The organism is Afifella aestuarii (genome assembly GCF_004023665.1).
GTDB lineage: Bacteria > Pseudomonadota > Alphaproteobacteria > Rhizobiales > Afifellaceae > Afifella > Afifella aestuarii.
In genome coordinates, this window is the sequence record NZ_SAUF01000005.1 from 550,998 (window position 1) to 576,015 (window position 25,018).

Here is a 25,018-nt window from a genome sequence, read left to right on the forward strand (position 1 = left end):
GGAACAGCTCACCGAAGCGTCTCCGTCGCTTTCGCCCACGATGAAGAACGGATGCCAGACGAAATGGCCGCTGAGATGCTGAAAGCCGACGACGACATCCGTATCGAGAAACGTGGCCGGCTGGGTCTCATCAGCCTCAACCGCGGCCGCGCCTTGAATGCGCTTAACCTTGATATGGTCCAGGCCCTGCTGCGGGCGCTGAACGCATGGCGTGACGACGACGAGGTCGCGCATGTGGCGATCCGCTCGCTCGATGAGAAAGCCTTTTCAGCGGGCGGCGATTTGCACCGCCTTTGGGAGGCTGGATTCTGGGCGAAGTCGGAAGGTGGACCGCTCCCCCTGACGTTCTTTCAAGAGGAATACCGCCTCAACCACCTCATCAAGACCTATCCGAAACCCTACATCGCCTTGCTCGACGGGATCGTCATGGGCGGAGGTTTTGGCATTTCGGTTCATGGAAGCGTGCGTCTTGCCGGCGAACGTATCAGCTTCGCCATGCCTGAGGTCGGCATCGGTTTCTTCCCCGATGTCGGCGCGACGCATTTTCTTCCCCGGCTGCCATGTTCCACCGGGACCTTTCTCGCTTTGACCGGAAGCCGCATTGGTCGAGATGACTGCCTCTGGAGCGGTGTCGCCACGCATGCCGTGCCAGGGCGAAGTTTCGACGCCCTGATCGACGAGCTCGCACGCGAGGACGATCATCGGCAGATCATCGAGAGATATGCGCAGGCCAAAGGGGAGGTCCGATCTGGCCTGGCAGACGATGCCGAGCAGATCGACAGCGTCTTTTCAGCAACTTCGATTGCGGAGATTCGGAGCCGTCTTGCCGACCGGCCGGAATGGGAACGTGGCCAGAAGGCATTGCAGGCGATCGCCCGGATGTCGCCGACAAGCCTGGCGATCGCGCTGTGTCAGATGCGGCTCGGTCTTCCAATGGATTTTGCCGAGGCGGTGCGTTTGGAATACCGCATCGTCAATCGCATCCTTGCCGGAGAGGATTTTTACGAAGGGGTGAGGGCGCAGCTGATCGACAAAGACCATGCTCCGCGCTGGCATCCTGCCGATCTTGCCGATGTGCAAGAGACCGAGATCAACGCCTATTTCGCGCCGCTCGAAGAAGAGCTCGCTTTATCGGGAGATCGGGATGAGTGACGCTGTCGATCTCCTTGACTACGACCCCAATCGCGGCCGCCTGACACGCTATTATCTGCGGGTCGTTGCGTTCTTGCTGCTTTCTGCGGGACTCGTGAGGGCGGCGCAGATCATGGGTGTCGGCGTTGATGCCGGTCACTTCCTGACCTTCGAGCGACCCTGGCAGGCCGCCATGATCGTCCTTTGCATTCTCGACCTCCTCGCGGCCGTTGGCCTGTGGATTAGCGCCGTATGGGGGCCGGTGATCTGGGCCGTGGCCGCGATTACCGAGATCGCGATGTACACGCTGTTCCGGGATATCTACGGACACCACCAGGAGAGAATTCTCGCACACGCGGCCTTGATGGGCCTCTATATCGCGGTTCTCCTGGGCGACCGCCGCCGCCGTCGGGACGAGTAGCAAGGCTGTGACGCCTGCTCGTGGAGGTTGACGAGACACGAAAGATGACGGCGTTTTGTTTCGTGTCGACGGACGAAGGGGCCCAAAAAGGTGCCGGATGTCGGCGTTCAGAGCCTGTTCCCGTGCGGCACAGAAAATTTACCCTTTTTCGAGCAAGATTTCATTCATGCTGACGCTTAAATCTCCATTTAAATTGGCTCTCTATCCTGCACAAGTAACGGGGAGAAGGCTGAAGAAAAATGACGGAGAGGCGTAATGTTGCTAGCAGAGCGGACAGCGCTCGCCTACGAGAGGGGCGAGTCTGAGCCAGAGGACCTCAAGACACTCTATCTTGATGCTCTGACGTTGGTGGAGCGGCTGCATCGGCGGCTGCTTGATGTCATCAAAGATGAATTTGATCGGATGGGCCGCTCCGACGTGAACAGCGTCCAGGCGCTGCTTCTGTTCAATATTGGGGATGCGGAACTGACAGCCGGCGAGTTGCGAACCCGTGGCTATTATCTCGGTTCCAACGTTTCCTATAACCTGAAGAAGCTCGTCGACGCCGGCTACATCTATCACGAGCGCTCGCGTGTCGACCGTCGGTCGGTGCGTGTCTCGCTGACGGAGAAGGGCAAGGAGGTCGCCGATGTCGTCGACCGCCTCTATGAGCGCCATATCGGTTCGATCGAAAAGGTCGGAGGCGTTTCGGAGGACGATTTCAAGCGCCTCAACAAGACCCTGCATCGGTTGGAGCGGTTCTGGACTGATCAGATTCTCTATCGTCTCTGACAGACCCACATTGACATCTTTGCAACAGGGCCCGGCATGACCGGGCCCTTTTGTTTTCGATCACGGATTGGCCATAAATCCATGAAAGGTGGGCATTTGAGCGCTTCGAATGATTCACAGTGTTGATCGCTGGGTGCGATGCATTTGTGGAGAACGGGTCCTTGATGGTAATCCCGTTCTCAAAGGGTGCGTTCGGGGGCGCATTCACCGGCATTTGTCTGACGAGAGGCACACCATTCCTATGACCGCTTTTTCGCTTCTGCGATCCTCCCTTTGCGCCGCAGCGCTTCTGTTTCCGCTGGCCGCACAGGCGCAGAACATGATGCCCGTCAATCAGTCGGAATGGAGCGAATCCTTTGATACGGGACCCCGGACGGCTGCGCCGGTCACTTCTACCGTCCCGATTCTGTCGCCCTATACGGTTCCTGCCATGGATCAGGCGATCGAATGGTACCAGGGCCTGGTCGATGCAGGCGGCTGGAATTCCGTGCCCTCCGAGCCGGCGCTCAAAATCGGCATGCGCCATCCGAATGTCGTGGCTCTGCGTCAGCGTCTCATCGCGTCCGGCGATTTGCGCCAGACGACAGGCTCCGATGCCTTCGATTCTTATGTGCAGTCGGCCGTCATGCGCTTTCAGGAACGCCACGGCATTCCGGCCGACGGCGTCGTCGGTGCCGGCACCTTCAAGGCGCTCAACGTTCCGGCCGAGGTTCGCCTCAATCAATTGCGGGTCAATCGCGAGCGCATCGCTGCGATGAAGGATCCTGCCAGCCGGTATGTGATGGTCAACGTCCCTGGTGCCCAGATCGAGGTGGTCGAGGACGGACAGGTCGTCTCCAGGCACACTGCGGTGGTTGGCAAGGTCGACCGGCAGACGCCGCTTTTGTCCAGCAAGATCCACGAGATCAACTTCAACCCGTACTGGACGGTGCCGAACTCCATCATCCGCAAGGATCTGATCCCGAAGATGCAGAAGGATCCGGAGTATCTGACGCGCAACCGTATTCGTATCTTCACCCAGAAGGGCGAAGAGCTACAGCCGAGCCAGGTGAACTGGCATTCCGACGAAGCGACCAATTACATGTTCAAGCAGGACCCAGGCGATCAGAACTCGCTCGGATCGGTGCGCATGAACTTCTACAATCCGTATTCGGTCTTTCTGCACGACACGCCGTCGAAAGGCCTCTTCGGCTCCGACTATCGCTTCGAATCGTCGGGCTGTGTGCGTGTGATGAATGTGCGCGAGCTCGTTGCCTGGATTTTGCGGGATAACGGTTATACGCGTGCCACGGTCGATCAGACGATCCGCTCCGGCGAGCGTCTCGATGTGGATGTGGCCAACCCGCCGGCCCTCTACACGGTCTATTTCACGGCCTGGACGACAGGTGACGGCGTCGTTCATTTCCGCGACGACATCTACAATTTCGATGCTCCGGGCGAGGTGGCGCTCAATCAGCCGTCAGAACTGATCGGCTCGCCGCTGCCGCAATAAGCCTCGGCTCTATCGAATTTCCGACCCCGCGAGCGCGTCTCGCGGGGTTTTTTGTATGCTGAAACGTGGCGGTTGCGTGGAAGGTACCCTTGCGTTGGGCGGGCCGGCGTGCGTTGACCTGCCGCAGGAGTTCCCTTTACGTGTTCCTGAACGAACCAGGGACGTGATGACGGTACGAACCTCGCGGAAGCAGCCGGCTACCGCCGACAATCTCACCGCGGCGGCGGCCGTCATCTTGATGACCGACCTCGCATTGTCGCTCGGCGATGCGCTCATCAAGCTGACGAGCGGGACGATCGCCGTCTGGCAGCTCTTCCTTCTCCGCTCGCTGATGGCTCTGCCGCTGCTCGTTCCGGCGGTCCTGGCAAGCTCGGGCGCGACGCTTCGGCCGCGGGCCCTGGCGTGGACGACGCTGCGCAGTCTGATGCTGGTTTTGATGTGGCTCGCCTATTATGCGGCGCTTCCCCATCTTCAGCTGTCTGTGGCCGCCGTCTCTTATTATACGCTGCCGGTCTTCATCACCTTGTTTTCTGCCCTGTTCGTCGGCGAACGTGTCGGGCCGATCGGTTGGATGGCGGTCGCGTTGGGCCTTGCCGGCGTCCTCCTGATTCTGCGGCCGGACGCGGCGGCGTTCAACGCTTATGCCCTGCTGCCGCTTCTCTCGGCGGTCCTCTACGCCTTGGCGATGATTCTGACGCGTACGAAATGCCGCGAGGAACATCCTCTGACGTTGTCCCTCGCACTCAATCTCGCATTCGTGGTGGTGGGTCTCGGCGGTGTCGGCATCTTCCAGGAGAGAGGCGGGGAGGGAGGCTACCTCACCACCGGTTGGTTGCCGCTCGGTGCCGCCGAGATCGGTACGCTCGTCCTCCTGTCCGCGGCGATGATCATCGGCAGTCTGGGTGCAGCTTTTTCCTATCAGCGCGCGCCGTCGAACGTGATTGGCACGCTCGATTTTTCCTATGTCGGTTTCGCCGCCATTTGGGGTCTCCTGCTGTTTCAGGAGATTCCCTCGCTCATCACCCTTGGTGGCATGGCGCTCATCGTTGGCGCCGGCATTCTCGCCCTTCGACGGTGACCGATTAACCGGTCAATCGTGTGCCAAGCCTGGCTAGATACTCAGGCTCCCGGGGGCGTTTCTGTCATCGAAGCGTGATCTCCCGATCATAAGAGGCTGGAAGCCACAACGGCTCGATGCCCATCCCGATTGAACGGAGATCCGATGCGCCTCTTCCTCTCCACCAGCGCGCTCGCCCTCGCTGCGGCCTGGAGCCTGCCGGCGGCGGCTCAGAACCCTGAAGTCTTCAATCGGATTGCGACCTTTCCCGTCGCCGCCAACATGCCGGCCGACCGCGATGCGGCCTTACCCACTGTGGCGGAGATCATTGCGGCGACCGAGGATGGTGAGACGCTGGTCTACACCGACGCAGCCCAGGAGGCCGTCGGCATCATCGATATCACCGACGCGCATGCGCCGCAGCCCGGAGGCTTCGTGGCGCTGGCGGGTGAGCCGACTTCTGTTGCTGTGACGTCTGGCAAGGCGCTCGTGGCTGTCGTGACCTCGGAAAGCTATGCGAAGCCTTCCGGTGAGCTGGCCATGGTGGACATTTCCACGAAATCCGTGGCGGCGAGCTGCGCGCTTCCCGGTCAGCCAGATTCCGTTGCGCTGACGGCGGATGCCACGAAGATTGCAGTGGTCATCGAAAACGAGCGCGATGAAGATCTGAATGAGGGAGCGATCCCGCAGGCGCCCACCGGTCTTCTCGTGACCTTCCCGGTCGACAAAGGTGCAGTCGATTGCGCCGGAATGCAGGAGATCGATCTGACCGGTATCTCGGAGATTGCCCCGGACGATGCCGAACCGGAATTCGTCGATGTGAACGAGGCGGGCGAAGCCGTCGTAACGCTTCAGGAAAATAACGCCATTGCCATCGTCGACATGGCGACGGGCGATGTCACAGGCGGCTTTTCGGCCGGCTCCGTCGATGTCGATGGAATCGATACCGAAAAGGATGGCCGCATCTCGCCGACAGGCTGCCTGAAGGCCGTCAAGCGCGAGCCCGATGGCGTCCAATGGCTGGATGAGGATCGCTTCGTGACCGCCAACGAAGGCGATTACGAAGGTGGCTCGCGCGGCTTCACGATTTTCGAAAAGGGCGGCAGCGTCCTTTGGGATTCCGGCAATGCGATCGAGCGTCTCGCAATGCGCATCGGGCATTATCCGGAAAAGCGCTCGGCCAAGAAAGGAACCGAGCCGGAGGCCATCGAAGTCGGGAGATTCGGCAACGATCGGCTGATCTTTGTCGGCACGGAGCGGTCTTCGTTCGTTGCCGTCTATCGGGACACCGGCGCCGCGCCGCAGTTTCTCCAAGTGCTGCCGTCGGGCATCGGCCCGGAAGGGCTTCTCGCCATTCCCGCACGCAAGCTCATCGTCACCGCCAATGAGGAAGATCTGGTCGAGGACGGCGGCGCCCGTGCCACGGTGATGATCTATGAGCAGGGTGGGGAAGCTGCCTCATATCCGATGATCGAGGCGGCTGAGGATGTGGGTGGCTGGGGAGCGCTCTCCGGTCTGACGGCGGATCCCGACGTTGCCGACAGACTCTATGGCGTCTCCGACAGCTTCTACGACGAGGCCAAGATCTTCACGTTCGATGCCGGCGCAACTCCCGCGCGGATAACCGCTGCAGTCACCGTCACCAAGGACGGGAAGCCCGTTGAGGATCTTGATCTGGAGGGCATCGCCGCCCGCCGCGACGGAGGTTTCTGGCTTGTCTCCGAAGGAAATCCGGAAAAAGAAAAATCCAACAGGCTCCTCCGCGTTTCCGCCGAGGGTGAAGTCGAGGACGACATTTTGCTTCCCGAAGAGATCGCCTCAAAGGCGTCGCGTTTCGGTCTTGAAGGTGTAACGGTCATCGGCAGCGGCGATGACGAGACGGTGTGGCTCGCTGTTCAGCGACCATGGGGTGATGACGGAGAGGATCTCGTCAAACTCCTCTCCTACAAGCCCGCGAGCGCCACTTGGGGCGTCGTGCACTATCCGCTTGAAAAGACCGAAAATGGTTGGGTCGGATTGTCCGAAGTCACGGCGGCGGGAGAGGGACGTCTCCTGGTGATCGAGCGCGACAATCAGATTGGCGAGGCTGCCAGGATCAAACGGCTTTATGCCGTGTCGCTCGAGGGGGTGACGCCGGCCGCCCCAGAAGACAAGACGCCGATCGTCGAAAAGACGCTGGTGCGCGATCTCTTGGACGACCTCAAGTCGACCCACGGCTATGTCGTTGACAAGGTCGAAGGCTTCGCACGTGACACGGACGGAACCGCTTACATCGTGACCGACAACGATGGGGCCGACGAGTCCAATGGCGAGACGATCTTCATGCGCCTGGAGGATGTCGGTCTCACCAACTGATTGCAGGAACCGCATTTCGGATGGCCTCGAGCATCCCGCGACGTCGCCGTCCATGCGGGGGAGCGACTCCGGGCCTCTGCGCTTTCCGTCCCCGGGCGATTGTGTTATCGCCGCGTTGCCGGCCTGCCGCGCATTCGTGGCGCATAACGGCCGATGCCAGCCAACGGATTTTCGCCCATGCAAGATGTCGCCCGGCCTGTGAGCGCCACGCCCTCTGATTTCTTTTCTGCCTCTCTGCGCGATTCCGATCCGGATATCGCCGCGGCCGTCAAGGCCGAGCTCGGTCGTCAGCAACACGAGATCGAGCTGATTGCGTCTGAAAACATCGTCTCGCGCGCCGTCCTGGAAGCGCAGGGCTCGGTTCTGACCAACAAATACGCCGAAGGTTATCCGGGCCGTCGCTATTACGGCGGCTGCCAGCATGTCGACGTGGTCGAAAACCTGGCGATCGAGCGCGTAACGAAGCTCTTCGGGTGTAACTTCGCCAACGTGCAGCCGAATTCCGGCAGTCAGGCCAATCAGGCGGTTCTGCTCGCGCTTGCAAGCCCCGGCGATACCGTCATGGGGCTGAGCCTCGATGCCGGTGGGCATCTGACCCACGGCGCCAAGCCGAACCTTTCCGGTAAATGGTTCAACGCCGTGCAGTACGGCGTCCGCAAGCAGGATGGGCGCATCGACGAAGACGTCGTGGCCGAGCTTGCGCAGGAACATCAGCCGAAGATCATCATCGCCGGCGGCTCGGCTTACAGCCGCGAGATCGATTTCAAGAAGTTCCGCGAGATCGCCGACAAGGTCGGTGCATATTTCATGGTCGACATGGCCCACTTCGCTGGCCTCGTCGCGGGCGGTGTCCATCCGAGCCCGTTCCCGCACGCGCATGTCGTGACATCCACGACACATAAGACGCTGCGCGGCCCGCGCGGCGGTCTCGTTCTGACCAATGACGAGACGATCGCCAAGAAGATCAATTCGGCGGTTTTCCCCGGCCTGCAGGGCGGACCGCTCATGCATGTGATCGCGGCGAAGGCCGTCGCGTTCGGCGAGGCACTTCACCCGCAATTCAAGGAATATGCGAAGAACGTCGTTGAGAACGCGAAAATGCTTGCAGAAACGCTTCAGCGCGGTGGATGCGACATTGTCTCCGGCGGCACAGATACGCACCTTCTCCTGGTCGATCTGCGCCCCAAAGGCCTGACCGGAAAGGTGGTCGAGACGGCCCTCGGTCGCGCCAATATCACCTGCAACAAGAATGGCGTTCCCTTCGATCCGGAGAAGCCAACGGTCACTTCCGGCATTCGCCTCGGTACGCCGGCCGCGACCTCGCGGGGCTTCGGCGCGGCGGAATTCCAAGAGGTGGGTGAGCTGATCGTGGAAGTGCTCGATGGACTTGCCGCCAACGGCGAAGATGGCAACGAGGCTGTTGAAGCGTCCGTGCGCGAGCGCGTTGCCGCTCTGACCGATCGTTTCCCGATCTACAACGACTGAGCGAGGCGCCATGCGCTGTCCCTATTGCGGGGCCGACAATTCGCAGGTGAAGGATTCCCGCCCGACAGAGGACGGGAATGCGATCCGCCGGCGGCGTGTCTGCGGCGATTGCGGTGGCCGCTTTACGACCTTCGAGCGCGTGCAATTGCGCGAGCTCACCGTGGTGAAAAAGTCCGGTCGCCGCGTACCCTTCGATCGCGACAAGCTGATGCGGTCGGTTCAGGTCGCGGTTCGAAAACGCGACGTCGACCCGGATCGCGTCGAACGCATGGTGTCAGGGATTGTCCGACAGCTCGAATCGCGGGGTGAATCGGAAATTCCATCAAGTGACATCGGCATCCTCCTCATGGAGGGCCTGCGTCGTCTCGATGATGTGGCCTATGTGCGTTTTGCCTCCGTGTATCGCGATTTCCGCGAAGCCAAAGACTTCGAGGAACTGCTGACGGAAATCAGCGGCGGGCGCCACGACGATCTCAATCGCGACATCAAGGAGCGTCTGGAGCTTCCTGAGCGTCCTTTCGACGACGATGTCTGAGGCGCAGCCTCGGGATCTCGACAGTCGTTTTCTTGCCGCAGCCATCAGGCTCGGTCGGTTGTCGCTCGGAGAGGCAGCGCCAAACCCCGCCGTGGGCGCCATTGTCGTGAAGGATGGCGCCGTTGTCGGGCGAGGGCGCACCGCGATCGGTGGTCGCCCGCACGCCGAGACGGCGGCTCTTGCCGCAGCCGGCGACCTGGCGCGGGGAGGGACGTTGTACGTCTCTCTGGAACCCTGCGCCCACCATGGCCGGACACCGCCTTGTGCCGATGCGGTCATTGACGCAGGCATTGCCCGCGTGGTGATGCCGATCCGCGATCCCGATCCGCGGGTCGACGGCAAAGGCGTGGCAAAGCTCCGTGCTGCTGGCGTCGAGGTGCGGGAAGGTCTGCTGGCTGATGTCGCCAAAGATGCCCACCAAGGATATTTGACGCGCACCACAAAGGGCCAGCCTTACGTTCTTCTCAAGCTCGCGGTCTCAGCCGACGAAGGCATCGGCCTCATGGGGCGCGGACAGATCGCCATCACCGGACCGCTCGCCCGACGCCACGTGCAGGCGCTGCGGAGCCGGGTCGATGCCATTCTCGTCGGCGCTGGAACCTTGCGGGCGGACGATCCGCTTCTGACATGCCGGCTGCCTGGCCTGTTGGCGCGTTCGCCGGTTCGCGCGGTCTTGAGCGGTTCAGGCGTTTTGCCCGAACATGCCAAAATGTTCGTCGCAGGCCCTGACACCTGGGTCTTGAGCCCGAAATCTCCATCTCTTGTCATGCAGGAACTAATAGATGCGCGAGATGGAGCTCTGCGCTGGCTAAAGCTCCCGGCCAACGGCGATGCGCCCGCAGAAGCGCTCGCCCAGCTTGCAGCGTGCGGGGTCAACACGGTTCTTCTCGAAGGCGGGGCGCAGACGGCCTCGGCGTTCCTTCAGGCGGGCCTCGTCGATGAGCTCCTGCTTTTCCGCAGCCCGATTCTGTTGGGCGACGAGCGCATTGCCGCTTTTCCCCACGGCTCAGTTTCCGATATGATGACACCGTTTCGGGCCGTTGAGCGGCGGCGTTTCGGACCCGATGATTTCACCCGCTACAAACGAGCAGCCTAAATGTTCACAGGCATCATCACCGATGTCGGCGAAGTCCTGACCACTTCCGACCTTGCGGCCGGACGTCGCTTCGAGATCGCCACCGCCTATGATCCTGAAACGATCGCGATCGGTGCATCGATCGCCTGCGCCGGAACCTGCCTGACAGTGATCGAGCTCGGCACGACCCAAGGCGGTGGCTGGTTCGCCGTCGAGGCCTCGACCGAGACTCTGGAGCGGACCGCCCTGGGCGGCTGGCAGACCGGAACGCGGATCAATCTCGAGCGCGCTCTGCGCGCCTCCGATGAACTCGGCGGCCACATCGTGACCGGGCATATCGACGGAGTGGCCGAGATCATCGGGCGCGCCGACGAGGGCGACATGGCGAAGTTCACCTTCGCCGTTCCTGACGACCTCGCCCGTTTCATCGCCGAAAAAGGCTCCGTCGCCCTTGATGGCACGTCGCTCACCGTCAACACGGTGGAAGGCGCAACGTTTACGATCATGCTCATTCCTCACACGCTCCAGGTCACCACCTGGGGCGAAAAGAAAGTCGGCGATCACGTCAACCTTGAGATCGATCTCATGGCGCGCTACCTCGCCCGTCTTCAAAGCGCATAAGGCTTCGGCAAAACTCAGATGAGTCATTTCCTTTTGATTGAGGCGCGGTTCTACCGCGACCTCTCAGACGAACTCGCTCGCGGCGCGATCGCGGAGCTGGAACGTCGTGGCGCGACGTACGATCGTATCGCCGTCCCGGGCGTCCTCGAAATCCCAGGCGCCCTTTCTATGGCCTTGATTGCGGCCGAAGAGGGAAACATAAGCTCTTATGACGGTTTCGTTCTCCTGGGCTGTGTGATCCGCGGAGAGACGTCGCACTACGATATCGTGGCCGTGGAATCGGCGCGCGCCGTGATGGATCTGGTATCTGCTTATGGCCTTGCGCTCGGAAATGGTGTCTTGACGGTCGAAAACGGCGATCAGGCATGGGCCCGCGCCGGCGTTGAAGGAAAGAACAAGGGTGCGGCTGCGGCTGCGGCGGCCTGTGAAATGGCCGAATTGCGCGAAAGGTGGGGCCTTGCCTGAGAGTGAGCCAGCCATAGCGGCCCGAGGGGCCAACCAACGCGGCGCCGCGCGACTCGCGGCCGTGCAGGCCCTCTATCAGATGGATGTCGGGCGGGTGAGCCTGCCCCGTGTCGTCGCGGAATTCGAAGCCTTCCGCCTCGGCCAGGAGATGGAAGGAGAGACGCTGCGCAGCGCCGATGCCGCGTTTTTCCGTCTGCTCGTGGCAGGCGTCGTGGAGGAGCAGGAGGTCATCGATCCCCTCATTCACGCGACGTTGCCGCCTTCCTGGCCTTTGGCGCGTCTCGATGTGACGCTTCGCTCGCTGTTGCGCTGCGGCGTGTACGAGCTGAAGTCGCGTCGCGACGTTCCGGCCCGCGTCGTCATCAGCGAATATCTCGACGTGGCCCATGCCTTTTTCGAAAAGGAAGAGCCGGGGCTTGTGAACGCGGTGCTCGACAAGGTCGCACGGGATGTCAGGCCGGACGAATTCGGCAAAGCGGGTGCCGGCTAAATCTTCATGGATGAGCTCGAGCTGATCGATCGCTTTTTCCGTCCGCTCGCCGGAGATGGTGCGCTCGGGCTTCTCGATGACGCGGGTTTCGTGAGCCCGTCTTCAGACCGGGATCTCGTCCTCACCAAAGACATGATCGCGGAGGGAGTACATTTCCTTCCGGGCGATCCTCCGGAAACGGTGGCCCGCAAAGCATTGCGGGTCAATCTGTCGGACTTGGCGGCGAAAGGGGCAAGGCCTCTCGGCTATCTTCTTGCCCTTGCCCAGGCGCCCCATTGCGACGAGCCCTGGCTCAAAGCTTTCTGCGAGGGTCTTGCCGGCGATCAAGAACGCTATCGTATCGCGTTGATCGGTGGCGACACGATCGCATCCCCAGATCGGATCACGGTCTCGATCACGGCGATCGGCACGCTGTCGAAGGGCACCATGGTGCATCGCTCCGGCGCGAAACCTGGTGACATTCTGTATCTCTCGGGGACGATCGGCGGATCGGGCGCCGGTCTGGCGGTCCTTCAGGACCGTGCAGAGGCAGAACTCGCCGCAGACGACAGGGATCGTCTCGTCCTCCGCTACCGCGAGCCAGAGCCGCGCACAGGGCTTGCAGAGGCTGTCCGTCTTCATGCGAGTGCAGCCCTCGACATCTCTGACGGGCTCGCCGGCGACGCGGACAAGCTCGCCTCGGCAAGCGGCATCCGCGCCGTGATCGAGGCGCAGGACGTTCCGCTCGACCCGGCTTTGAGCCAGCTCTTCGGCCACGGTTTCTCACTGGAGGAGGCGCTGACCGGCGGCGACGATTACGAAATCCTAGCCGCGATTCCACCGGGCGAGGAGGGGGCTTTCAAGGAGGCCGCGGCGCGCGCCGACATTCCGGTGACGGCCATCGGTCATGTCGAGGCGGGCAGCGACCGGGCGGTGATTCTCAAAGATGGGAAGGAAATGGCCTTTTCCCGTCGCTCCTTCGTCCACGGCGGCCATTGATGGACGGCTCCCCCGACGTGGCCATGCATCCGCCGGTGGACGACCGGGCCGCTCGACGCAATGTCATAGTCCTTGCGACGGCTCAGGCGATTGCGGGCGCCGGAGCGCCGATCAACTTTTCCATATCTTCGCTTGCGGCTCACATGCTGTTGGGGCCGGACAAGTCCTGGGCGACTTTGCCGCTCAGCGCCTTCGTCGTCGGCACCGCGATCGGCACCATGCCGGCCGCGCTCTTGCAGCGGCGAATCGGGCGTCGTTTCGGGCTCATCTGCGGAATGCTGATCGGCGCAATGGGCGCACTCATGGAAGCGGTGGCCGTCACGGTCTTCTCGTTTCCAATCCTGTGCCTCGGCGCCTTCATGATGGGTTTTACCGCCGCCTTCGTGCAGCAGTTTCGTTTCGCTGCCGCCGATACGGCCAGTCCGTCCTTCCGGCCGAAGGCGATGTCATATGTGCTGATTGGCGGCGTGATGGCGGCCATTATCGGTCCTCAGACCGTCATCCACACGCGCACAGCCTTCCCGATCGAATTCGTCGGGGCCTATATCGGCGCCGCCGGACTGATGGTGCTGGCGGCAGTTGTCCTCGCGTTCTTGCATGCTCCGGCCGTCACGGCAGCCCACACCCATGCAGGACGTCCGTTGCGGAAGATCGCTGCACAGCCACGCTTTATTGTGGCCGTCGCCTGCGCCGTGACGGCCTATGCCCTCATGAATCTGATGATGACGGCTGCGCCGCTGGCGATGGTCGGCTGCGGCTTTCCGACCGATGCGGCGGTTCTCGGCATCCAGTGGCATGTCATCGCAATGTTCGCTCCAAGCTTCTTTACAGGGTCATTGATACTGCGCTTTGGAGCAGAGCGTGTGGTTGCGGCTGGACATCTGCTTCTCATCCTGTGCGGGTTCATCGCCCTTCAAGGCATAGATCTCATTAATTTCTGGGGCGCTCTCGTTGTTTTGGGCGTTGGCTGGAATTTTGGTTTTCTCGGCGCGACAGCACTTGTTGCAAGCACTTATGAGCCGGTCGAGAAGGAGAAGGTGCAAGGCCTCAACGACCTGCTCGTCTTTGCCACGGTGGCGCTGGCTTCGTTTTCTTCCGGTCAAATCCTGTCTATCGGCGGCTGGTCTGCTGTGGCGCTGACCGTGATACCGATCGCCGTCGTCGCTCTTCTTGGGCTTGCATTGCTTCTTTTGCGGCGTGGTCGCCAGGCGGCGTCCCGCTAAACCAAGCGGGCAGCGCGATTTTGCAGCCCTTGACGGGGCTTGTTCTTTCGTCAATACCCCGCCGCGATACAGGAAGCCGCCCCCGGCTCTGTCGGAGGGATCGGCCTCCATTCCCGGTCGGCAATCCGCCGGCCATCTTCCGGGGGAAATCAATGATTTTGCTTTATTTCGTCATAGCATGCGGTGTCTTGGCCATCGTCTATGCCATCTGGGCGATCCAGTCCGTGATGGCCGCCGATGCGGGCAATGCGCGCATGCAGGAGATCGCGGGCGCGATCCGTGAGGGTGCGCTCGCATACCTCACACGCCAGTACACGACCATCGCCATCGTCGGTGTCGTCGTGTTCATCCTGGCGTGGTGGCTTCTTTCTGCAGAGGCTGCTATCGGCTTCCTGATCGGTGCGGTGCTCTCCGGAGCCGCCGGCTTCATCGGCATGCTCGTATCTGTGCGTGCGAACGTACGGACGGCGCAGGCCGCGTCGATCTCGCTCGGCGGCGGTCTTGAGATCGCCTTCAAGTCGGGTGCCATCACGGGTCTTCTCGTGGCCGGTCTCGCGCTTCTCGGTGTCTCAGGCTACTTCACCATCCTGACCCAGTTCATCGGCTATGGACCGACTGAACGCGTCGTGATCGATGCTCTCGTGGCCCTCGGCTTCGGCGCTTCGCTCATCTCCATCTTCGCCCGTCTCGGCGGCGGCATCTTCACCAAAGGCGCAGACGTCGGTGGCGATCTCGTTGGTAAGGTCGAGGCCGGCATTCCGGAAGACGATCCCCGCAACCCGGCCACGATTGCCGACAACGTCGGTGACAATGTCGGCGACTGCGCGGGCATGGCGGCCGACCTTTTCGAGACTTACGCGGTGACGATCGTCGCCACGATGGTTCTGGCCTCGATCTTCTTCACGGGCGAGCAGGCGACGACGCTGATGCTCTTCCCGCTGTTGATTGGCGCGACATGCGTCATCACCTCGATCGCCGGCACCTTCTTCGTGAAGCTCGGCGCCAACAATTCCATCATGGGTGCGCTCTATAAGGGCTTCATTGCCACCGCCGGCCTGTCGGCCGTGGCTCTGGCTCTGATCGTGCTCTTCTTCACCGGCTGGGGCACACAGTTCACGAGCCCCGTCGGTCCGTCCTTCTCGGGCGGCAGCCTGTTCTTCTGCGGCATCGTCGGTCTCGCCGTGACGGGCCTCATCATCTGGATCACCGAGTACTACACCGGCACGAACTACCGCCCGGTTCGCTCGGTCGCTGACGCCTCCGTCACCGGACATGGCACCAACGTCATTCAGGGCCTCGCAATCTCGATGGAATCGACGGCGCTTCCGGCGATCGTCATCATCGCGGGCATTCTGGCCTCTTATGGTCTTGCTGGCCTCTTCGGCATCGCCATTGCCGTGACGACGATGCTGGCGCTTGCCGGTATGGTCGTTGCCCTGGACGCTTTCGGCCCCGTCACAGACAATGCCGGTGGTATTGCCGAGATGGCGGATCTGCCGGCCGAGGTGCGCAACACGACCGACGCCCTCGATGCCGTCGGCAACACCACGAAGGCGGTCACCAAGGGCTACGCGATCGGCTCTGCCGGTCTTGGCGCTCTGGTGCTCTTCGCGGCCTACACCTCGGACCTCCACTTCTTTGCCGAAGAAGCGGCGCCGGGCACCTTCTTTGACGGTGTTAGCGTCGACTTCTCGCTGTCGAACCCATACGTCGTGGTCGGCCTGCTGTTCGGCGGTCTGCTGCCGTATCTCTTCGGCGGCATCGCGATGACGGCAGTCGGTCGCGCTGGCGGCGCGGTCGTGGAGGAAGTGCGTCGGCAGTTCCGTGAGAAGCCCGGCATCATGCAGGGGACGGAACGTCCGGATTATAAGCGCGCGGTCGACATGCTGACCAAGGCTGCGATCCGCGAAATGATCGTGCCGTCTCTGCTGCCGGTCCTGTCGCCGATCGTCTGCTTCTTCGTGATCTACCTGATCGCGGGCAAGTCGAACGGCTTTGCCTCTCTGGGCGCCATGCTTCTGGGCGTGATCGTGACCGGCCTTTTCGTCGCCCTCTCCATGACGGCCGGCGGCGGTGCCTGGGACAACGCCAAGAAGTACATCGAGGATGGACATCACGGTGGCAAGGGCTCCGATGCCCACAAGGCTGCGGTGACCGGTGATACGGTGGGCGATCCTTACAAGGACACGGCCGGACCGGCGGTGAACCCGATGATCAAGATCACCAACATCGTCGCGCTTCTGCTTCTGGCCGTCCTGGCCCACTAAGCAGATCGCACCAAGCAAAAGAGAGGCCCCGCGGCACGCCGCGGGGCCTTTTTTGTCGATAGCGATAGCCCTCAATACGCTTCGCACGGGGAAAGGCCGTTGGCCCTTGTGCCCAATCCGCCGAAACCTGATCTCGGCGGGATCCGTGCTGAAACTTGCGGTCTTGCAACAGACCGTCGCAGTTTCGTCCAGGGCCCTGACGCCGATACGATTCGGGCCACGCAGCTGCATTTCTAGTCGTTTGCACTAACAAATTTGGGTTGGCGCAGAAGCGGTCGGCTCTCTCAACAAAAAAGGCGGTCCGCTGGGACCGCCTCCGATTGATGCCGCGTGAACGCGAACCCGACCAAAGCTCTTTGTGGCAGTGGCTTTGGACAGTCGCCGTCAGGCGTGCATGGCCGAGCGTGTCTAGAAGGCGACCCGTCCAGCGGCCGACAGAAGCTGCGACACGAACGAGAAGTCCTTGCCCGCCGTCGGAGTGGTGCGAGAGACGAAGTCGAAGACCTTGCCGTCCTTCAGGCCGTAATTGGCGACGCGCGTGACCGTCTGATCCTTATCGAAATAGACAGCCAGAACACGCTGGTCGACGATATGCGGGTTCAAGAAGGCGACCGGGCGCGAAGCCGTCTGCGAGATGTAATAGAACACCTCGCCGCCGAAGTCGGCGGTCGTGGAGGGCGTGCCGAGCACGATCAACACCTGGTCGCGGCTCGATCCTTCTGGAATCTGTTCCAGGGCGAGCTCGTTGGCGATATAGCCGCGGTGCTGGGTTTCCCCGATGCAGCCCCCCAGGGCGCCGGCTGCGGCGACCGAAACGAGAAGGGCGAGAACGTGAGTTTTTTTGGTCATGGCGGTCCCGTTGAACTCCGCTTGCTAGCGGGGTGAATGCGGCATTGCAATGGCCTTCGCGGGGCTCTGCCGCATTGTCTTGAAGGCGTAGAAGGGCATAGATGGCACGATGGGTTGGTTTCAAAGCCGCAAACGGCAGGAGCGCGAGCACGCAGCGGCACTTTATGGCGCGGCGGCTGCTGCTGCGCGTCATCCGCAACTCTATGAAGAATATGGTGTCGATGACACGGTCGACGGTCGCTTCGAGATGCTCTCGCTGCATCTTTTTGCCGTCGTCCATCGGCTAACTTTTGGGCCCGACCCAGATCCCGAGCTGGCGCGACTGACCACCGAAGCCTTCGTCGTCGATATGGATGCCACGTATCGAGATATCGGTGTCAGCGATCGACGCATCCCAAAGCGGATGAAAACGCTGTTTTCCTCATACGGTGGCAGGCTCGGAGCTTACGGATCGGCACTGTCTGCAGGCGGCGATGCGCTTGAAGGTGCGATTGCGCGCAATATCTTTGGAGAGGAAAGCGATTCGAATGCGTCGCGACGCCTCGCGGACTATCTGCGTGCGTTGCTCGCCTGGCTGGACAATGTCCCCAGCGCCGCCCTGCAAGAGGGACGCATCGTCTTCCCGGATCCCATCAGCCTCGCTGCGGAGAACAGTTGAAATGAACACCGCGTCTTTCGCCAAGCCGTTACGCTTGGTCGAGATACCCGCCTCGGGACGTAGACTGCATTTGGAGGCGAACCCGGCGGAACGGGAAAAAATGGCGGACCAACTCGGCATCCCCTCCGTCGACGACCTCTCGGCCGACATTGACGTGACACCCATGGCTGGCGATCACTACCGGGTCGAGGCGAAGATCTCCGGCCATGTCACGCGGCGTTGTGTCGTGACGCTGGCCCCCGTCGAGGAAGAGATTTCGGAAGATGTGAGCCTTGTTCTGCGGCCACCGAAACCCGGCGAATCCCGGGATGGAGGCGGAGAGGCGAGCGGCGATCGCTCCAACGATCCTTTCGACGTGGAAGTCGACGGGGCGGAAGACACCGAGCCCTATTTCGGAGACAGGGTCGACCTCGGCGCCTTGCTCGTCGAATATGTGGCGCTTGGTCTCGACCCCTATCCGAGGGTTGCGGGCGCTGAATTTAAGGAACATGTGGAGGATGATACGGCGGAGGCGTCGCCATTTGCCGTATTGGAGCGTCTGAAGCAGCAACGTAACTGACGCACCTTACCAGCCTTTTTCTCCAAACGGCTTGTCATGACCGGGCGAGTGGGTATTGTCCCGCGGCCGGCGACCCGACCAGAAGAAAGCGATGCCGTCACCTCTCACCATCTCTCTTGACGCCATGGGCGGCGATGCCGGTCCCGAAATGGTGATCCCGGGCGCAGCCGTGGCGTTGAAGCGTCGGCCGGATCTGCGTTTCATTCTTTATGGCCAGTCCGAAGCGGTCGAGCCGTTGCTCGCCCGTTATCCCGATCTCGTAGCCGCCTCGCGCTTCGTGCATTGCGAGATTTCCGTGCGCATGGACGACAAGCCGAGCCAGGCGCTCCGCCTCGGCCGCTGGAAGTCGTCGATGTGGCGGTGCGTCCAGGCGGTGCGGGACGGGGAGGCGGACGTTGCCATCTCCGCTGGAAACACCGGCGCCCTCATGGCGATGTCGAAATTCTGCCTGCGCACGCTTCCCGATATCGATCGGCCGGCGATCGCGGCCATGTGGCCAACGTTGCGCGGCGAAAGCATCGTCCTTGATGTCGGCGCCACGATCGGCTCGGATGCGAAGATGCTCGTCCATTTCGCCGTCATGGGCGCTGCCATGGCCCGTGCTCTCTTCGGGCTGGAGCGGCCCACGGTCGGCCTCCTCAACATCGGCGCTGAAGAGGTGAAGGGTGTCGAGGAGGTGCGCGAGGCAGGCCATATTCTGCGCGCCATCGACCATCCCAATTTCGAATATTATGGCTTCGTCGAGGGCGACGATCTCGGCAAAGGCACCGTCGATGTCGTCGTTACAGAAGGCTTTTCAGGCAATATCGCGCTGAAGACCGCCGAGGGGACCGCACGGCAGCTCGCCGAATATCTCCGTTCGGCGATGACGCGGACCCTGTCTGCCAAGATCGGCTATTTCTTCGCGCGCTCAGCCTTCGCCCGGCTCAGGGAAAAGATGGACCCGCGCAAGGTCAACGGCGGCCTTTTCCTCGGCCTCAATGGCCTCGTCGTGAAAAGCCATGGCGGCACGGATTCGGAAGGCTTTGCCGCCGCCATCGAGCTCGGCCGTGACATGGTGCTCGGAAGTCTCACCAGCAAGATCGCCAACGATTTGGAATACACCCTCGGATCGATGCGTAAGCAGTTCGCCGAGCAAACGGCCGCGCAGGCACAGACCGCATGAAACGCTCCTTGATCGCCGGCATTGGCAGCGCCCTGCCGGAGAAAGTCCTTACCAACCGCGATCTCGAAAGCATCGTCGACACATCAGACGAATGGATCGTACAGCGCACCGGCATTTCAGAGCGCCATATCGCTGCCGAAGGTGAAACAACCTCAGATCTTGCGCTGGCCGCAGCTGAGAAAGCGCTTGCGGATGCCGGCCTGACCGCTGCGGAAATCGATCTCATTGTCCTGGCGACCGCCACACCGGATCAGACGTTTCCGGCGACCGCCTGCACGGTGCAGGATCGGCTCGGCATGCATCACGGATACGCGTTCGATGTTCAGGCCGTGTGCTCGGGCTTTTTGTTCGCGCTCACCACGGCCGATGCGCATTTGAAGGCCGGCTCGGCAAAGCGTGCGCTCGTCATCGGAGCCGAAACATTTTCGCGCATTCTCGATTGGAGCGACCGCGGCACCTGCGTCTTGTTCGGCGACGGGGCTGGTGCGGTCGTTCTGGAAGCCCACGAGGCGGGCGAGGAGACGGCTCCGCGGGGCCTTCTTACTGCGCATTTGCGTTCAGATGGGCATTTCCGTGACAAGCTGTTCGTCGACGGTGGCCCGAGCTCGACGAGAACCGTCGGACACTTGCGCATGGAAGGCCGTGAGGTTTTCAAGCATGCGGTCGCGACCATCACCGATGTCATCACCGACGCATTCGAAGCGACCGGCGAATCGGCAGAAACGATCGACTGGTTCGTTCCCCATCAGGCCAACAGACGCATCATCGATGCCAGCGCCAAGCGGCTCGGCATCGCTGAAGAGAAGGTCGTGGTGACGGTTCAGCATCACGGCAACACGTCGGCGGCCTCTATCCCGCTGGCGCTTGATGTCGCAGTGCGCGACGGGCGCATCAAAAAAGGCGATCTGGTGCTGCTTGAGGCGATGGGCGGCGGCTTCACTTGGGGCTCAGCTCTGATACGCTGGTAGCGGGCGATACGCATCGGGGGTGCGTGTTGACCTCATTTCGACAGGCGAATACGTTGCTTAAAGACGTGCAGGAGGCGTGTTGCGTGGAGGCAAATGAACTACGCCCAGAGGGGCGCACCGTCACGCGAGCCGATCTCGCAGAGGCGGTATATCGGGAGCTTGGCCTTTCCAGAACGGAATCGGCCGCCATGGTGGAAATGGTGCTCGCGGAGATTTCAGACACGATCGTATCGGGAGAAACGGTCAAGCTGTCCTCGTTCGGTTCCTTCGTCGTGCGCAGCAAGGGGCAGCGCGTTGGCCGCAACCCAAAAACGGGCAAGGAAGTGCCGATTCCGCCGCGCCGCGTGACCGTCTTCAAGCCAAGCAACATCATGAAACAGCGCATCAACGAGTGCCTCGCCCCGGAAGAAGAGACGGGCGGAGCCGCGGTCAGCACGGGCGCCGACGCCGGCAATGCGCGGCGTCTCAAGGCTGCTGAAGCAGACGTCGCAACGACGTGAGCGTGAAATCACCGGACGCGTTCAGGACGATCAGCGAAGTTGCGGAGGACCTCGATCTTCCGCAACACGTCCTGCGTTTCTGGGAAACGCGCTTCACTCAGATCAAGCCGCTGAAGCGCGGCGGCGGCAGGCGCTATTATCGCCCTGAGGACGTCGACCTTCTCAACGGCATTCGCCTGCTTCTTTACGGCGAAGGTTTCACCATCAAGGGCGTGCAGCGTCTTCTCAAAGAGAAGGGCGTGCGCTTCGTCATTGCTGTTGGGCAAAGCGGCAATGTGGAGACGGTGGCACCGGCCGAGGCTGATTTTGACACCGAGCGGCCGAGCGATGAGGCCCCGGCGAGGGCGGAGCCGATTCGCGAGGAAGCCCAGGACGAGGACGACGAACTGCAACCGTCCTTGCTGCGCGAGGAGGCGGAAGAGCCCGTGTCTCGCCGCGTCGACCCCCATGGTCGCGAACGTCTTCAAGCCGTGCTCAGCGATCTGCTCGAGGCGCGCCGGATTCTGCACGACGCCATCTCCGGCTGACCGGATACCCCGGCCGCGCATTGTCCGCGCGGCATACCGCGCTGGCGGCGTGATTTCATTTCCAAAATCAATGGGGAATGGTCGGAGCGGCGGGATTCGAACCCACGACCTCTTGCGCCCCATGCAAGTGCGCTACCAGGCTGCGCTACGCTCCGACGCGCGCGGACTATAGAGAGCACATAGGCTCGGCGCAATGCTCATAAGGCGCAGTTTTTGGGGATTCTTTCGCCTTCTTTCCGCGGTTCCATATGGGCCGAGAACGAGCATCGATATGCCACAGAATCAGCAAATCTTAAGGCTTTCCCGCCTAACTCGCGCGCATAGAACGTCTCCGCGCGAGAACCCGGCTTCCATGCAGCCAGACGCCGACCGTCCACGTCTTTATCCGACCTCCGTGAGGAACTTCGTATTCTTTCTGGCGGTGCTGGCGATGAACTATACGCTGTCGCGGCCGTCGCCCGTCGACTTTCTGTTCATGCTCTCGCTCGCATTGTCGATCATGGTGCTGCAGAAGGTCAGGCTGACCTTCTTCATATTCTTTACCCTTTTGCTCCTGTGGACGCTTTCGTTTTTGTACGCTTCTGCTCCGTTCTTCAGCGATCCTGACGTGCGGCAGGAGGCCTTCAAGAAGACCTTCGTTGTGGTTCTCGGCATAACGGCCTGCTACGTCTCCCTGGATTGGGGCCCGCGGCAACTGCATGCCTTCATGCGCGTCTATGTCGTCTCCTGCGTGATCGCGGCGATTCTCGGGATCGTGGGCTTCGCCCTTGGGATCGAGGCCCTGATGTGGGACGGTCGCTCGAAAGGTTTCATCGACGACCCGAACATGTATGCGTCGTTCCTCGTGCCAGGCGTGGTCATGGCGATCTACCTGGTCCAGCAGCGACTATGGCTCCGGGTCGTCCTTTTCCCGATCATCGGGATCCTCTGCCTCGGCGTGCTGCTGTCGTTCTCCAGGGCGGCGACCGTGTCGCTCATCCTTTGCTGTTCCGGCTACATGGTCTTCATCTATCGGAAGCACCTCCTAAGGCTTTTCGCCTATGCTGCTGCCATGGCGGTCTTCGGTGGCATCATTCTCGGCACCACCATCGTCGTCTCTCCGACCTTTACGAAGAAATTCGAGCAGCGCGCGACCTTGGAGGAATCTTACGATGCAGGGCGCGAAGGTCGCTACGGCCGCTATGCTCGTTCGATCCCGATCATCCTCAGCAATCCGATCGGCATCGGGATCAATCAGCAGGATCTGATTTTTGTGGAGCCAATCCATAATATTTGGCTGAGCTCCTTCATGAACTATGGCTGGGTCGCCGGCTTTTCATGGGTTGCCCTGATCTTTCTGTCCGTCCTTTTTGGCCTTGCGAACTACCGCATGACGGCGCATCCGGCAGCCGTCGCGGTTCTGGTCGCCTTCATGGCGCCACTCATGTGCGCATCGCTGCACGAAGGCGAGCACTGGCGCCATCTCTGGCTTCTCCTCGGCATCCTCTGGGGCTTCAATCCGGCGCGCTTCCACAAGGCGACTGAGATGAAGCGGAATGCTCGTCGGAGCGGTGTCGTGGAAGCGATGAAACTCGCGATCGCGAGCAACGAACGCCCCGCGCAGAACGGCCGCTCTATCGTCTCGTCACATCGTATTTGAAGGAGCAAAGGCCTCTTGGGGGAGGGCGCCTTCGTCTGGCCCATCCAAGGGATCGTCGGCGTTCGTATTAGTTGTGCCGCAGTCTTTCCGGACGCGTCCTCCGATCGAGCGCATCTCCCGCAATTGGGAGCTCGGCAGCGAGCTCGCAGAAGATTTGTCGGGACTTACGAAGCCCGTGGCCTCCATCCTCGCACAGTTCTCAATAGGCGTTCTCGCCGGTGACGAGCCGAATCGGCGTCAAAAGCAGGATGTAGAGATCGAAAAGAACCGACCAGTTCTCGATATAGAACTGGTCGTGCTCGACGCGGCGCTCGAGCTTTTCCTGCGTATCGGTTTCACCGCGCCAGCCGTTGACCTGGGCCCATCCGGTGATGCCCGGCTTGACGCGATGGCGGGCGAAGTACCCGTCGACCACCTGTTCGTAAAGTTGGTCGGCCGCCTTGGCCTGCAAGGCGTGGGGGCGGGGACCAACGAGGGACAGATTGCCTTTCAAGACGTTGAACAATTGCGGCAGCTCATCGAGACTCGTCTTGCGGATGAAGCGGCCGACGCGCGTCACGCGCGGATCGTCCCGGCTGACGAGCTTTACTGCGTTGAGGTCCACCTGATCGACATACATTGAGCGGAACTTGAAGACCTTGATCAGCTCGTTGTTGAAGCCGTAGCGGTCCTGACGGAAGAGAACAGGGCCCCGGCTGTCGAGTTTGATCGCGGCCGCCACCGCCAGCATCACCGGTGACAATGCGATGAGGGCAAGGCTGGCAAAGACGATGTCGAACATCCGCTTGACGACGGAATCCCATCCCGCGATCGGCCGATCGAACAGATCCAGAAACGGAACCGAGCCTATGAACGAGTAGGAGCGGGGGCGGAACCGCAGGCGCGTCGTGTTCGCGGCCATACGGATGTCGACAGGCAGCACCCAGAGCTGCTTGAGCATTTCGAGGAGCCGGTTTTCGGCCGTCAGCGGCAGGGCGATGATCAAGAGGTCGATCTGCGCCTGGCGACCGAATTCGACGAGTTCATCGATTCGGCCGAGCAGCGGGTAGCCTTCCTGAATTGCCGGCGCACGATCACCGCCGCGGTCATCGAAAATGCCGCAAATACGGATGTCATTCTCCGGTTCGGCGTCGAGCGCACGGATCAGGGACACCGCTTCCGGGCCGCCCCCAACGAGAACCGCGCGACGCTCCAGCAGACCGACGCGAGTCCAGACGCGCACGAGCCGCGCAAGCACCACGCGCGCCGCCGCAAGCGCGATAAAGCCGAGAAAGAACCAGGCGCCGAGCCACAAACGGGAGAAATCGTCGCCGATCTTCAGAAAGAACGCGACCAGTGTGAAGCAGGCAAAGACCACCGCCCAAAGCCCGGCCACACGACCGATATGTTTCAACGGATGCCTGTAGGCGGGCAGCGTATAGCCTTTGAACGTGCCGATAAGCGAGATCGTAAACAACGGCAGCAGGATGAGCGGAAGAAGATAGCGGAGAGCCAACTCGCCTTCGGTTGGAGTGACCCAGAAATTGTGGATCAGGGTGCCGAGGCCCACGAGCGCCGTGAAGTCCGCAAGGCGCAGAAGGATCGCCAGAAAGCCAGCAGATACAGGCCGGTACTTGAGGTTCGCGGCAACGCGCGCTGCGGCGAGGTTGAGAGCCGAGCGACCTGCTGCGGGCCGCTTTGTGCCAGGCTCATTCTCCGCCGGTGCATTGCTCGATGTCACTTTGTAAAATCCCGCTTCGGCCTCGCCGGTAGCTGTCTGTCTTGCGCGATTTTATTCAATCTGTTCC

24 protein-coding genes and 1 tRNA gene are annotated in these 25,018 nt (G+C 61.5%); 22 read left to right on the top strand and 3 right to left on the bottom strand.

Annotated features, from left to right (window positions below):
* Window positions 1-51 precede the first annotated feature (51 nt).
* The 15 genes from EO094_RS16705 to EO094_RS16775 all read left to right on the top strand — a co-directional run bounded on the left by EO094_RS16705 (window position 52) and on the right by EO094_RS16775 (window position 16,366).
* Window positions 52-1,152: an enoyl-CoA hydratase/isomerase family protein gene (locus EO094_RS16705; RefSeq protein ID WP_246008577.1), complete on the top strand. Its 1,101-nt coding sequence runs from the start codon at window positions 52-54 to the stop codon at window positions 1,150-1,152.
* Window positions 1,145-1,552: a DUF6163 family protein gene (locus EO094_RS16710; RefSeq protein ID WP_128294016.1), complete on the top strand. Its 408-nt coding sequence runs from the start codon at window positions 1,145-1,147 to the stop codon at window positions 1,550-1,552. Before EO094_RS16705 ends, EO094_RS16710 begins: the two co-directional genes overlap by 8 nt.
* A 255-nt stretch (window positions 1,553-1,807) precedes the next feature.
* Window positions 1,808-2,323 carry a transcriptional regulator LdtR gene (gene ldtR, locus EO094_RS16715; RefSeq protein WP_128294017.1) on the top strand — a complete coding sequence of 172 codons (516 nt, stop codon included), beginning with the start codon at window positions 1,808-1,810 and terminating at the stop codon, window positions 2,321-2,323.
* A 241-nt stretch (window positions 2,324-2,564) separates the two neighbouring features.
* Window positions 2,565-3,815, top strand: coding sequence for a L,D-transpeptidase family protein (locus EO094_RS16720; RefSeq protein ID WP_164879704.1), 1,251 nt, complete (start codon window positions 2,565-2,567; stop codon window positions 3,813-3,815).
* A gap of 166 nt (window positions 3,816-3,981) precedes the next feature.
* Window positions 3,982-4,893 carry a DMT family transporter gene (locus tag EO094_RS16725; protein WP_128294018.1) on the top strand — a complete coding sequence of 304 codons (912 nt, stop codon included), beginning with the start codon at window positions 3,982-3,984 and terminating at the stop codon, window positions 4,891-4,893.
* A 144-nt stretch (window positions 4,894-5,037) separates the two neighbouring features.
* Entirely contained in the window at window positions 5,038-7,227 is a 2,190-nt protein-coding gene (locus EO094_RS16730) for an esterase-like activity of phytase family protein (RefSeq protein ID WP_128294019.1), read from the top strand.
* A 177-nt stretch (window positions 7,228-7,404) separates the two neighbouring features.
* Window positions 7,405-8,712, top strand: coding sequence for a serine hydroxymethyltransferase (gene glyA / locus EO094_RS16735; protein ID WP_128294020.1), 1,308 nt, complete (start codon window positions 7,405-7,407; stop codon window positions 8,710-8,712).
* A 10-nt stretch (window positions 8,713-8,722) separates the two neighbouring features.
* On the top strand, window positions 8,723-9,247 hold the full coding sequence (gene nrdR / locus EO094_RS16740) for a transcriptional regulator NrdR (RefSeq protein ID WP_128294021.1): 525 nt from the start codon (window positions 8,723-8,725) through the stop codon (window positions 9,245-9,247).
* On the top strand, window positions 9,240-10,343 hold the full coding sequence (gene ribD / locus EO094_RS16745) for a bifunctional diaminohydroxyphosphoribosylaminopyrimidine deaminase/5-amino-6-(5-phosphoribosylamino)uracil reductase RibD (protein ID WP_128294022.1): 1,104 nt from the start codon (window positions 9,240-9,242) through the stop codon (window positions 10,341-10,343). Before nrdR ends, ribD begins: the two co-directional genes overlap by 8 nt.
* The gene (locus tag EO094_RS16750; protein ID WP_128294023.1) at window positions 10,344-10,943 is read left to right on the top strand and encodes a riboflavin synthase; all 600 of its coding nucleotides are present in this window, start codon (window positions 10,344-10,346) and stop codon (window positions 10,941-10,943) included.
* A gap of 18 nt (window positions 10,944-10,961) precedes the next feature.
* Window positions 10,962-11,408, top strand: a complete 447-nt coding sequence (ribH, locus tag EO094_RS16755; protein WP_092812403.1) for a 6,7-dimethyl-8-ribityllumazine synthase — start codon at window positions 10,962-10,964, stop codon at window positions 11,406-11,408.
* On the top strand, window positions 11,368-11,898 hold the full coding sequence (nusB, locus tag EO094_RS16760; RefSeq protein WP_425455913.1) for a transcription antitermination factor NusB: 531 nt from the start codon (window positions 11,368-11,370) through the stop codon (window positions 11,896-11,898). Before ribH ends, nusB begins: the two co-directional genes overlap by 41 nt.
* A 6-nt stretch (window positions 11,899-11,904) precedes the next feature.
* Window positions 11,905-12,876: a thiamine-phosphate kinase gene (gene thiL, locus EO094_RS16765; RefSeq protein ID WP_246008578.1), complete on the top strand. Its 972-nt coding sequence runs from the start codon at window positions 11,905-11,907 to the stop codon at window positions 12,874-12,876.
* 143 nt (window positions 12,877-13,019) lie between these two features.
* Window positions 13,020-14,099: an MFS transporter gene (locus tag EO094_RS16770; RefSeq protein ID WP_246008607.1), complete on the top strand. Its 1,080-nt coding sequence runs from the start codon at window positions 13,020-13,022 to the stop codon at window positions 14,097-14,099.
* A gap of 152 nt (window positions 14,100-14,251) precedes the next feature.
* Window positions 14,252-16,366: a sodium-translocating pyrophosphatase gene (locus EO094_RS16775; protein WP_128294024.1), complete on the top strand. Its 2,115-nt coding sequence runs from the start codon at window positions 14,252-14,254 to the stop codon at window positions 16,364-16,366.
* A 408-nt stretch (window positions 16,367-16,774) separates the two neighbouring features.
* Here the strand turns inward: EO094_RS16775 and EO094_RS16780 are convergent, their stop codons facing one another.
* On the bottom strand, window positions 16,775-17,215 hold the full coding sequence (locus tag EO094_RS16780) for an outer membrane protein assembly factor BamE (protein ID WP_128294025.1): 441 nt from the start codon (window positions 17,213-17,215) through the stop codon (window positions 16,775-16,777).
* A 109-nt stretch (window positions 17,216-17,324) separates the two neighbouring features.
* On the opposite strand from EO094_RS16780, the gene EO094_RS16785 reads away from it, so the two are divergent.
* The 6 genes from EO094_RS16785 (at window position 17,325) to EO094_RS16810 (ending at window position 21,592) form a co-directional block, all read left to right on the top strand.
* Window positions 17,325-17,873, top strand: a complete 549-nt coding sequence (locus tag EO094_RS16785; protein ID WP_128294026.1) for a ubiquinol-cytochrome C chaperone family protein — start codon at window positions 17,325-17,327, stop codon at window positions 17,871-17,873.
* A gap of 100 nt (window positions 17,874-17,973) precedes the next feature.
* Window positions 17,974-18,432, top strand: coding sequence for a YceD family protein (locus EO094_RS16790; RefSeq protein ID WP_164879705.1), 459 nt, complete (start codon window positions 17,974-17,976; stop codon window positions 18,430-18,432).
* A gap of 91 nt (window positions 18,433-18,523) precedes the next feature.
* Window positions 18,524-19,597 (top strand): phosphate acyltransferase PlsX, encoded by a 1,074-nt coding sequence (gene plsX / locus EO094_RS16795; protein WP_128294028.1) that lies wholly within the window; start codon window positions 18,524-18,526, stop codon window positions 19,595-19,597.
* Window positions 19,594-20,565, top strand: a complete 972-nt coding sequence (locus tag EO094_RS16800) for a beta-ketoacyl-ACP synthase III (RefSeq protein ID WP_128294029.1) — start codon at window positions 19,594-19,596, stop codon at window positions 20,563-20,565. The genes plsX and EO094_RS16800 overlap by 4 nt, the downstream gene beginning before the upstream one ends.
* Before the next feature lie 83 nt (window positions 20,566-20,648).
* On the top strand, window positions 20,649-21,065 hold the full coding sequence (locus EO094_RS16805; protein ID WP_128294325.1) for an integration host factor subunit alpha: 417 nt from the start codon (window positions 20,649-20,651) through the stop codon (window positions 21,063-21,065).
* Window positions 21,066-21,067: 2 nt separating this feature from the next.
* Entirely contained in the window at window positions 21,068-21,592 is a 525-nt protein-coding gene (locus EO094_RS16810; protein WP_425455914.1) for a MerR family transcriptional regulator, read from the top strand.
* Between the two features lie 78 nt (window positions 21,593-21,670).
* Here EO094_RS16810 and EO094_RS16815 read toward each other — a convergent pair.
* Window positions 21,671-21,747, bottom strand: a tRNA-Pro gene (locus EO094_RS16815).
* 197 nt (window positions 21,748-21,944) lie between these two features.
* Here EO094_RS16815 and EO094_RS16820 point away from each other — a divergent pair.
* Window positions 21,945-23,231, top strand: coding sequence for an O-antigen ligase family protein (locus EO094_RS16820; RefSeq protein WP_164879706.1), 1,287 nt, complete (start codon window positions 21,945-21,947; stop codon window positions 23,229-23,231).
* Window positions 23,232-23,430: 199 nt separating this feature from the next.
* Here EO094_RS16820 and EO094_RS16825 read toward each other — a convergent pair whose 3' ends face one another.
* A complete protein-coding gene (locus EO094_RS16825; RefSeq protein WP_128294032.1) occupies window positions 23,431-24,951 on the bottom strand; it encodes an undecaprenyl-phosphate glucose phosphotransferase in 1,521 nt (506 codons plus the stop codon).
* Window positions 24,952-25,018: the final 67 nt, after the last annotated feature.

Bases quoted from the DNA above. Each gene is read 5' to 3' on its own strand.
- EO094_RS16705 (WP_246008577.1), top strand. From the start codon at position 52: ATGCCAGACGAAATGGCCGCTGAGATGCTGAAAGCCGACGACGACATC.
- EO094_RS16710 (WP_128294016.1), top strand. From the start codon at position 1,145: ATGAGTGACGCTGTCGATCTCCTTGACTACGACCCCAATCGCGGCCGC.
- ldtR (WP_128294017.1), top strand. From the start codon at position 1,808: ATGTTGCTAGCAGAGCGGACAGCGCTCGCCTACGAGAGGGGCGAGTCT.
- EO094_RS16720 (WP_164879704.1), top strand. From the start codon at position 2,565: ATGACCGCTTTTTCGCTTCTGCGATCCTCCCTTTGCGCCGCAGCGCTT.
- EO094_RS16725 (WP_128294018.1), top strand. From the start codon at position 3,982: ATGACGGTACGAACCTCGCGGAAGCAGCCGGCTACCGCCGACAATCTC.
- EO094_RS16730 (WP_128294019.1), top strand. From the start codon at position 5,038: ATGCGCCTCTTCCTCTCCACCAGCGCGCTCGCCCTCGCTGCGGCCTGG.
- glyA (WP_128294020.1), top strand. From the start codon at position 7,405: ATGCAAGATGTCGCCCGGCCTGTGAGCGCCACGCCCTCTGATTTCTTT.
- nrdR (WP_128294021.1), top strand. From the start codon at position 8,723: ATGCGCTGTCCCTATTGCGGGGCCGACAATTCGCAGGTGAAGGATTCC.
- ribD (WP_128294022.1), top strand. From the start codon at position 9,240: ATGTCTGAGGCGCAGCCTCGGGATCTCGACAGTCGTTTTCTTGCCGCA.
- EO094_RS16750 (WP_128294023.1), top strand. From the start codon at position 10,344: ATGTTCACAGGCATCATCACCGATGTCGGCGAAGTCCTGACCACTTCC.
- ribH (WP_092812403.1), top strand. From the start codon at position 10,962: ATGAGTCATTTCCTTTTGATTGAGGCGCGGTTCTACCGCGACCTCTCA.
- thiL (WP_246008578.1), top strand. From the start codon at position 11,905: ATGGATGAGCTCGAGCTGATCGATCGCTTTTTCCGTCCGCTCGCCGGA.
- EO094_RS16770 (WP_246008607.1), top strand. From the start codon at position 13,020: ATGCTGTTGGGGCCGGACAAGTCCTGGGCGACTTTGCCGCTCAGCGCC.
- EO094_RS16775 (WP_128294024.1), top strand. From the start codon at position 14,252: ATGATTTTGCTTTATTTCGTCATAGCATGCGGTGTCTTGGCCATCGTC.
- EO094_RS16780 (WP_128294025.1), bottom strand. From the start codon at position 17,215: ATGACCAAAAAAACTCACGTTCTCGCCCTTCTCGTTTCGGTCGCCGCA.
- EO094_RS16785 (WP_128294026.1), top strand. From the start codon at position 17,325: ATGGGTTGGTTTCAAAGCCGCAAACGGCAGGAGCGCGAGCACGCAGCG.
- EO094_RS16790 (WP_164879705.1), top strand. From the start codon at position 17,974: ATGGCGGACCAACTCGGCATCCCCTCCGTCGACGACCTCTCGGCCGAC.
- plsX (WP_128294028.1), top strand. From the start codon at position 18,524: ATGCCGTCACCTCTCACCATCTCTCTTGACGCCATGGGCGGCGATGCC.
- EO094_RS16800 (WP_128294029.1), top strand. From the start codon at position 19,594: ATGAAACGCTCCTTGATCGCCGGCATTGGCAGCGCCCTGCCGGAGAAA.
- EO094_RS16820 (WP_164879706.1), top strand. From the start codon at position 21,945: ATGCAGCCAGACGCCGACCGTCCACGTCTTTATCCGACCTCCGTGAGG.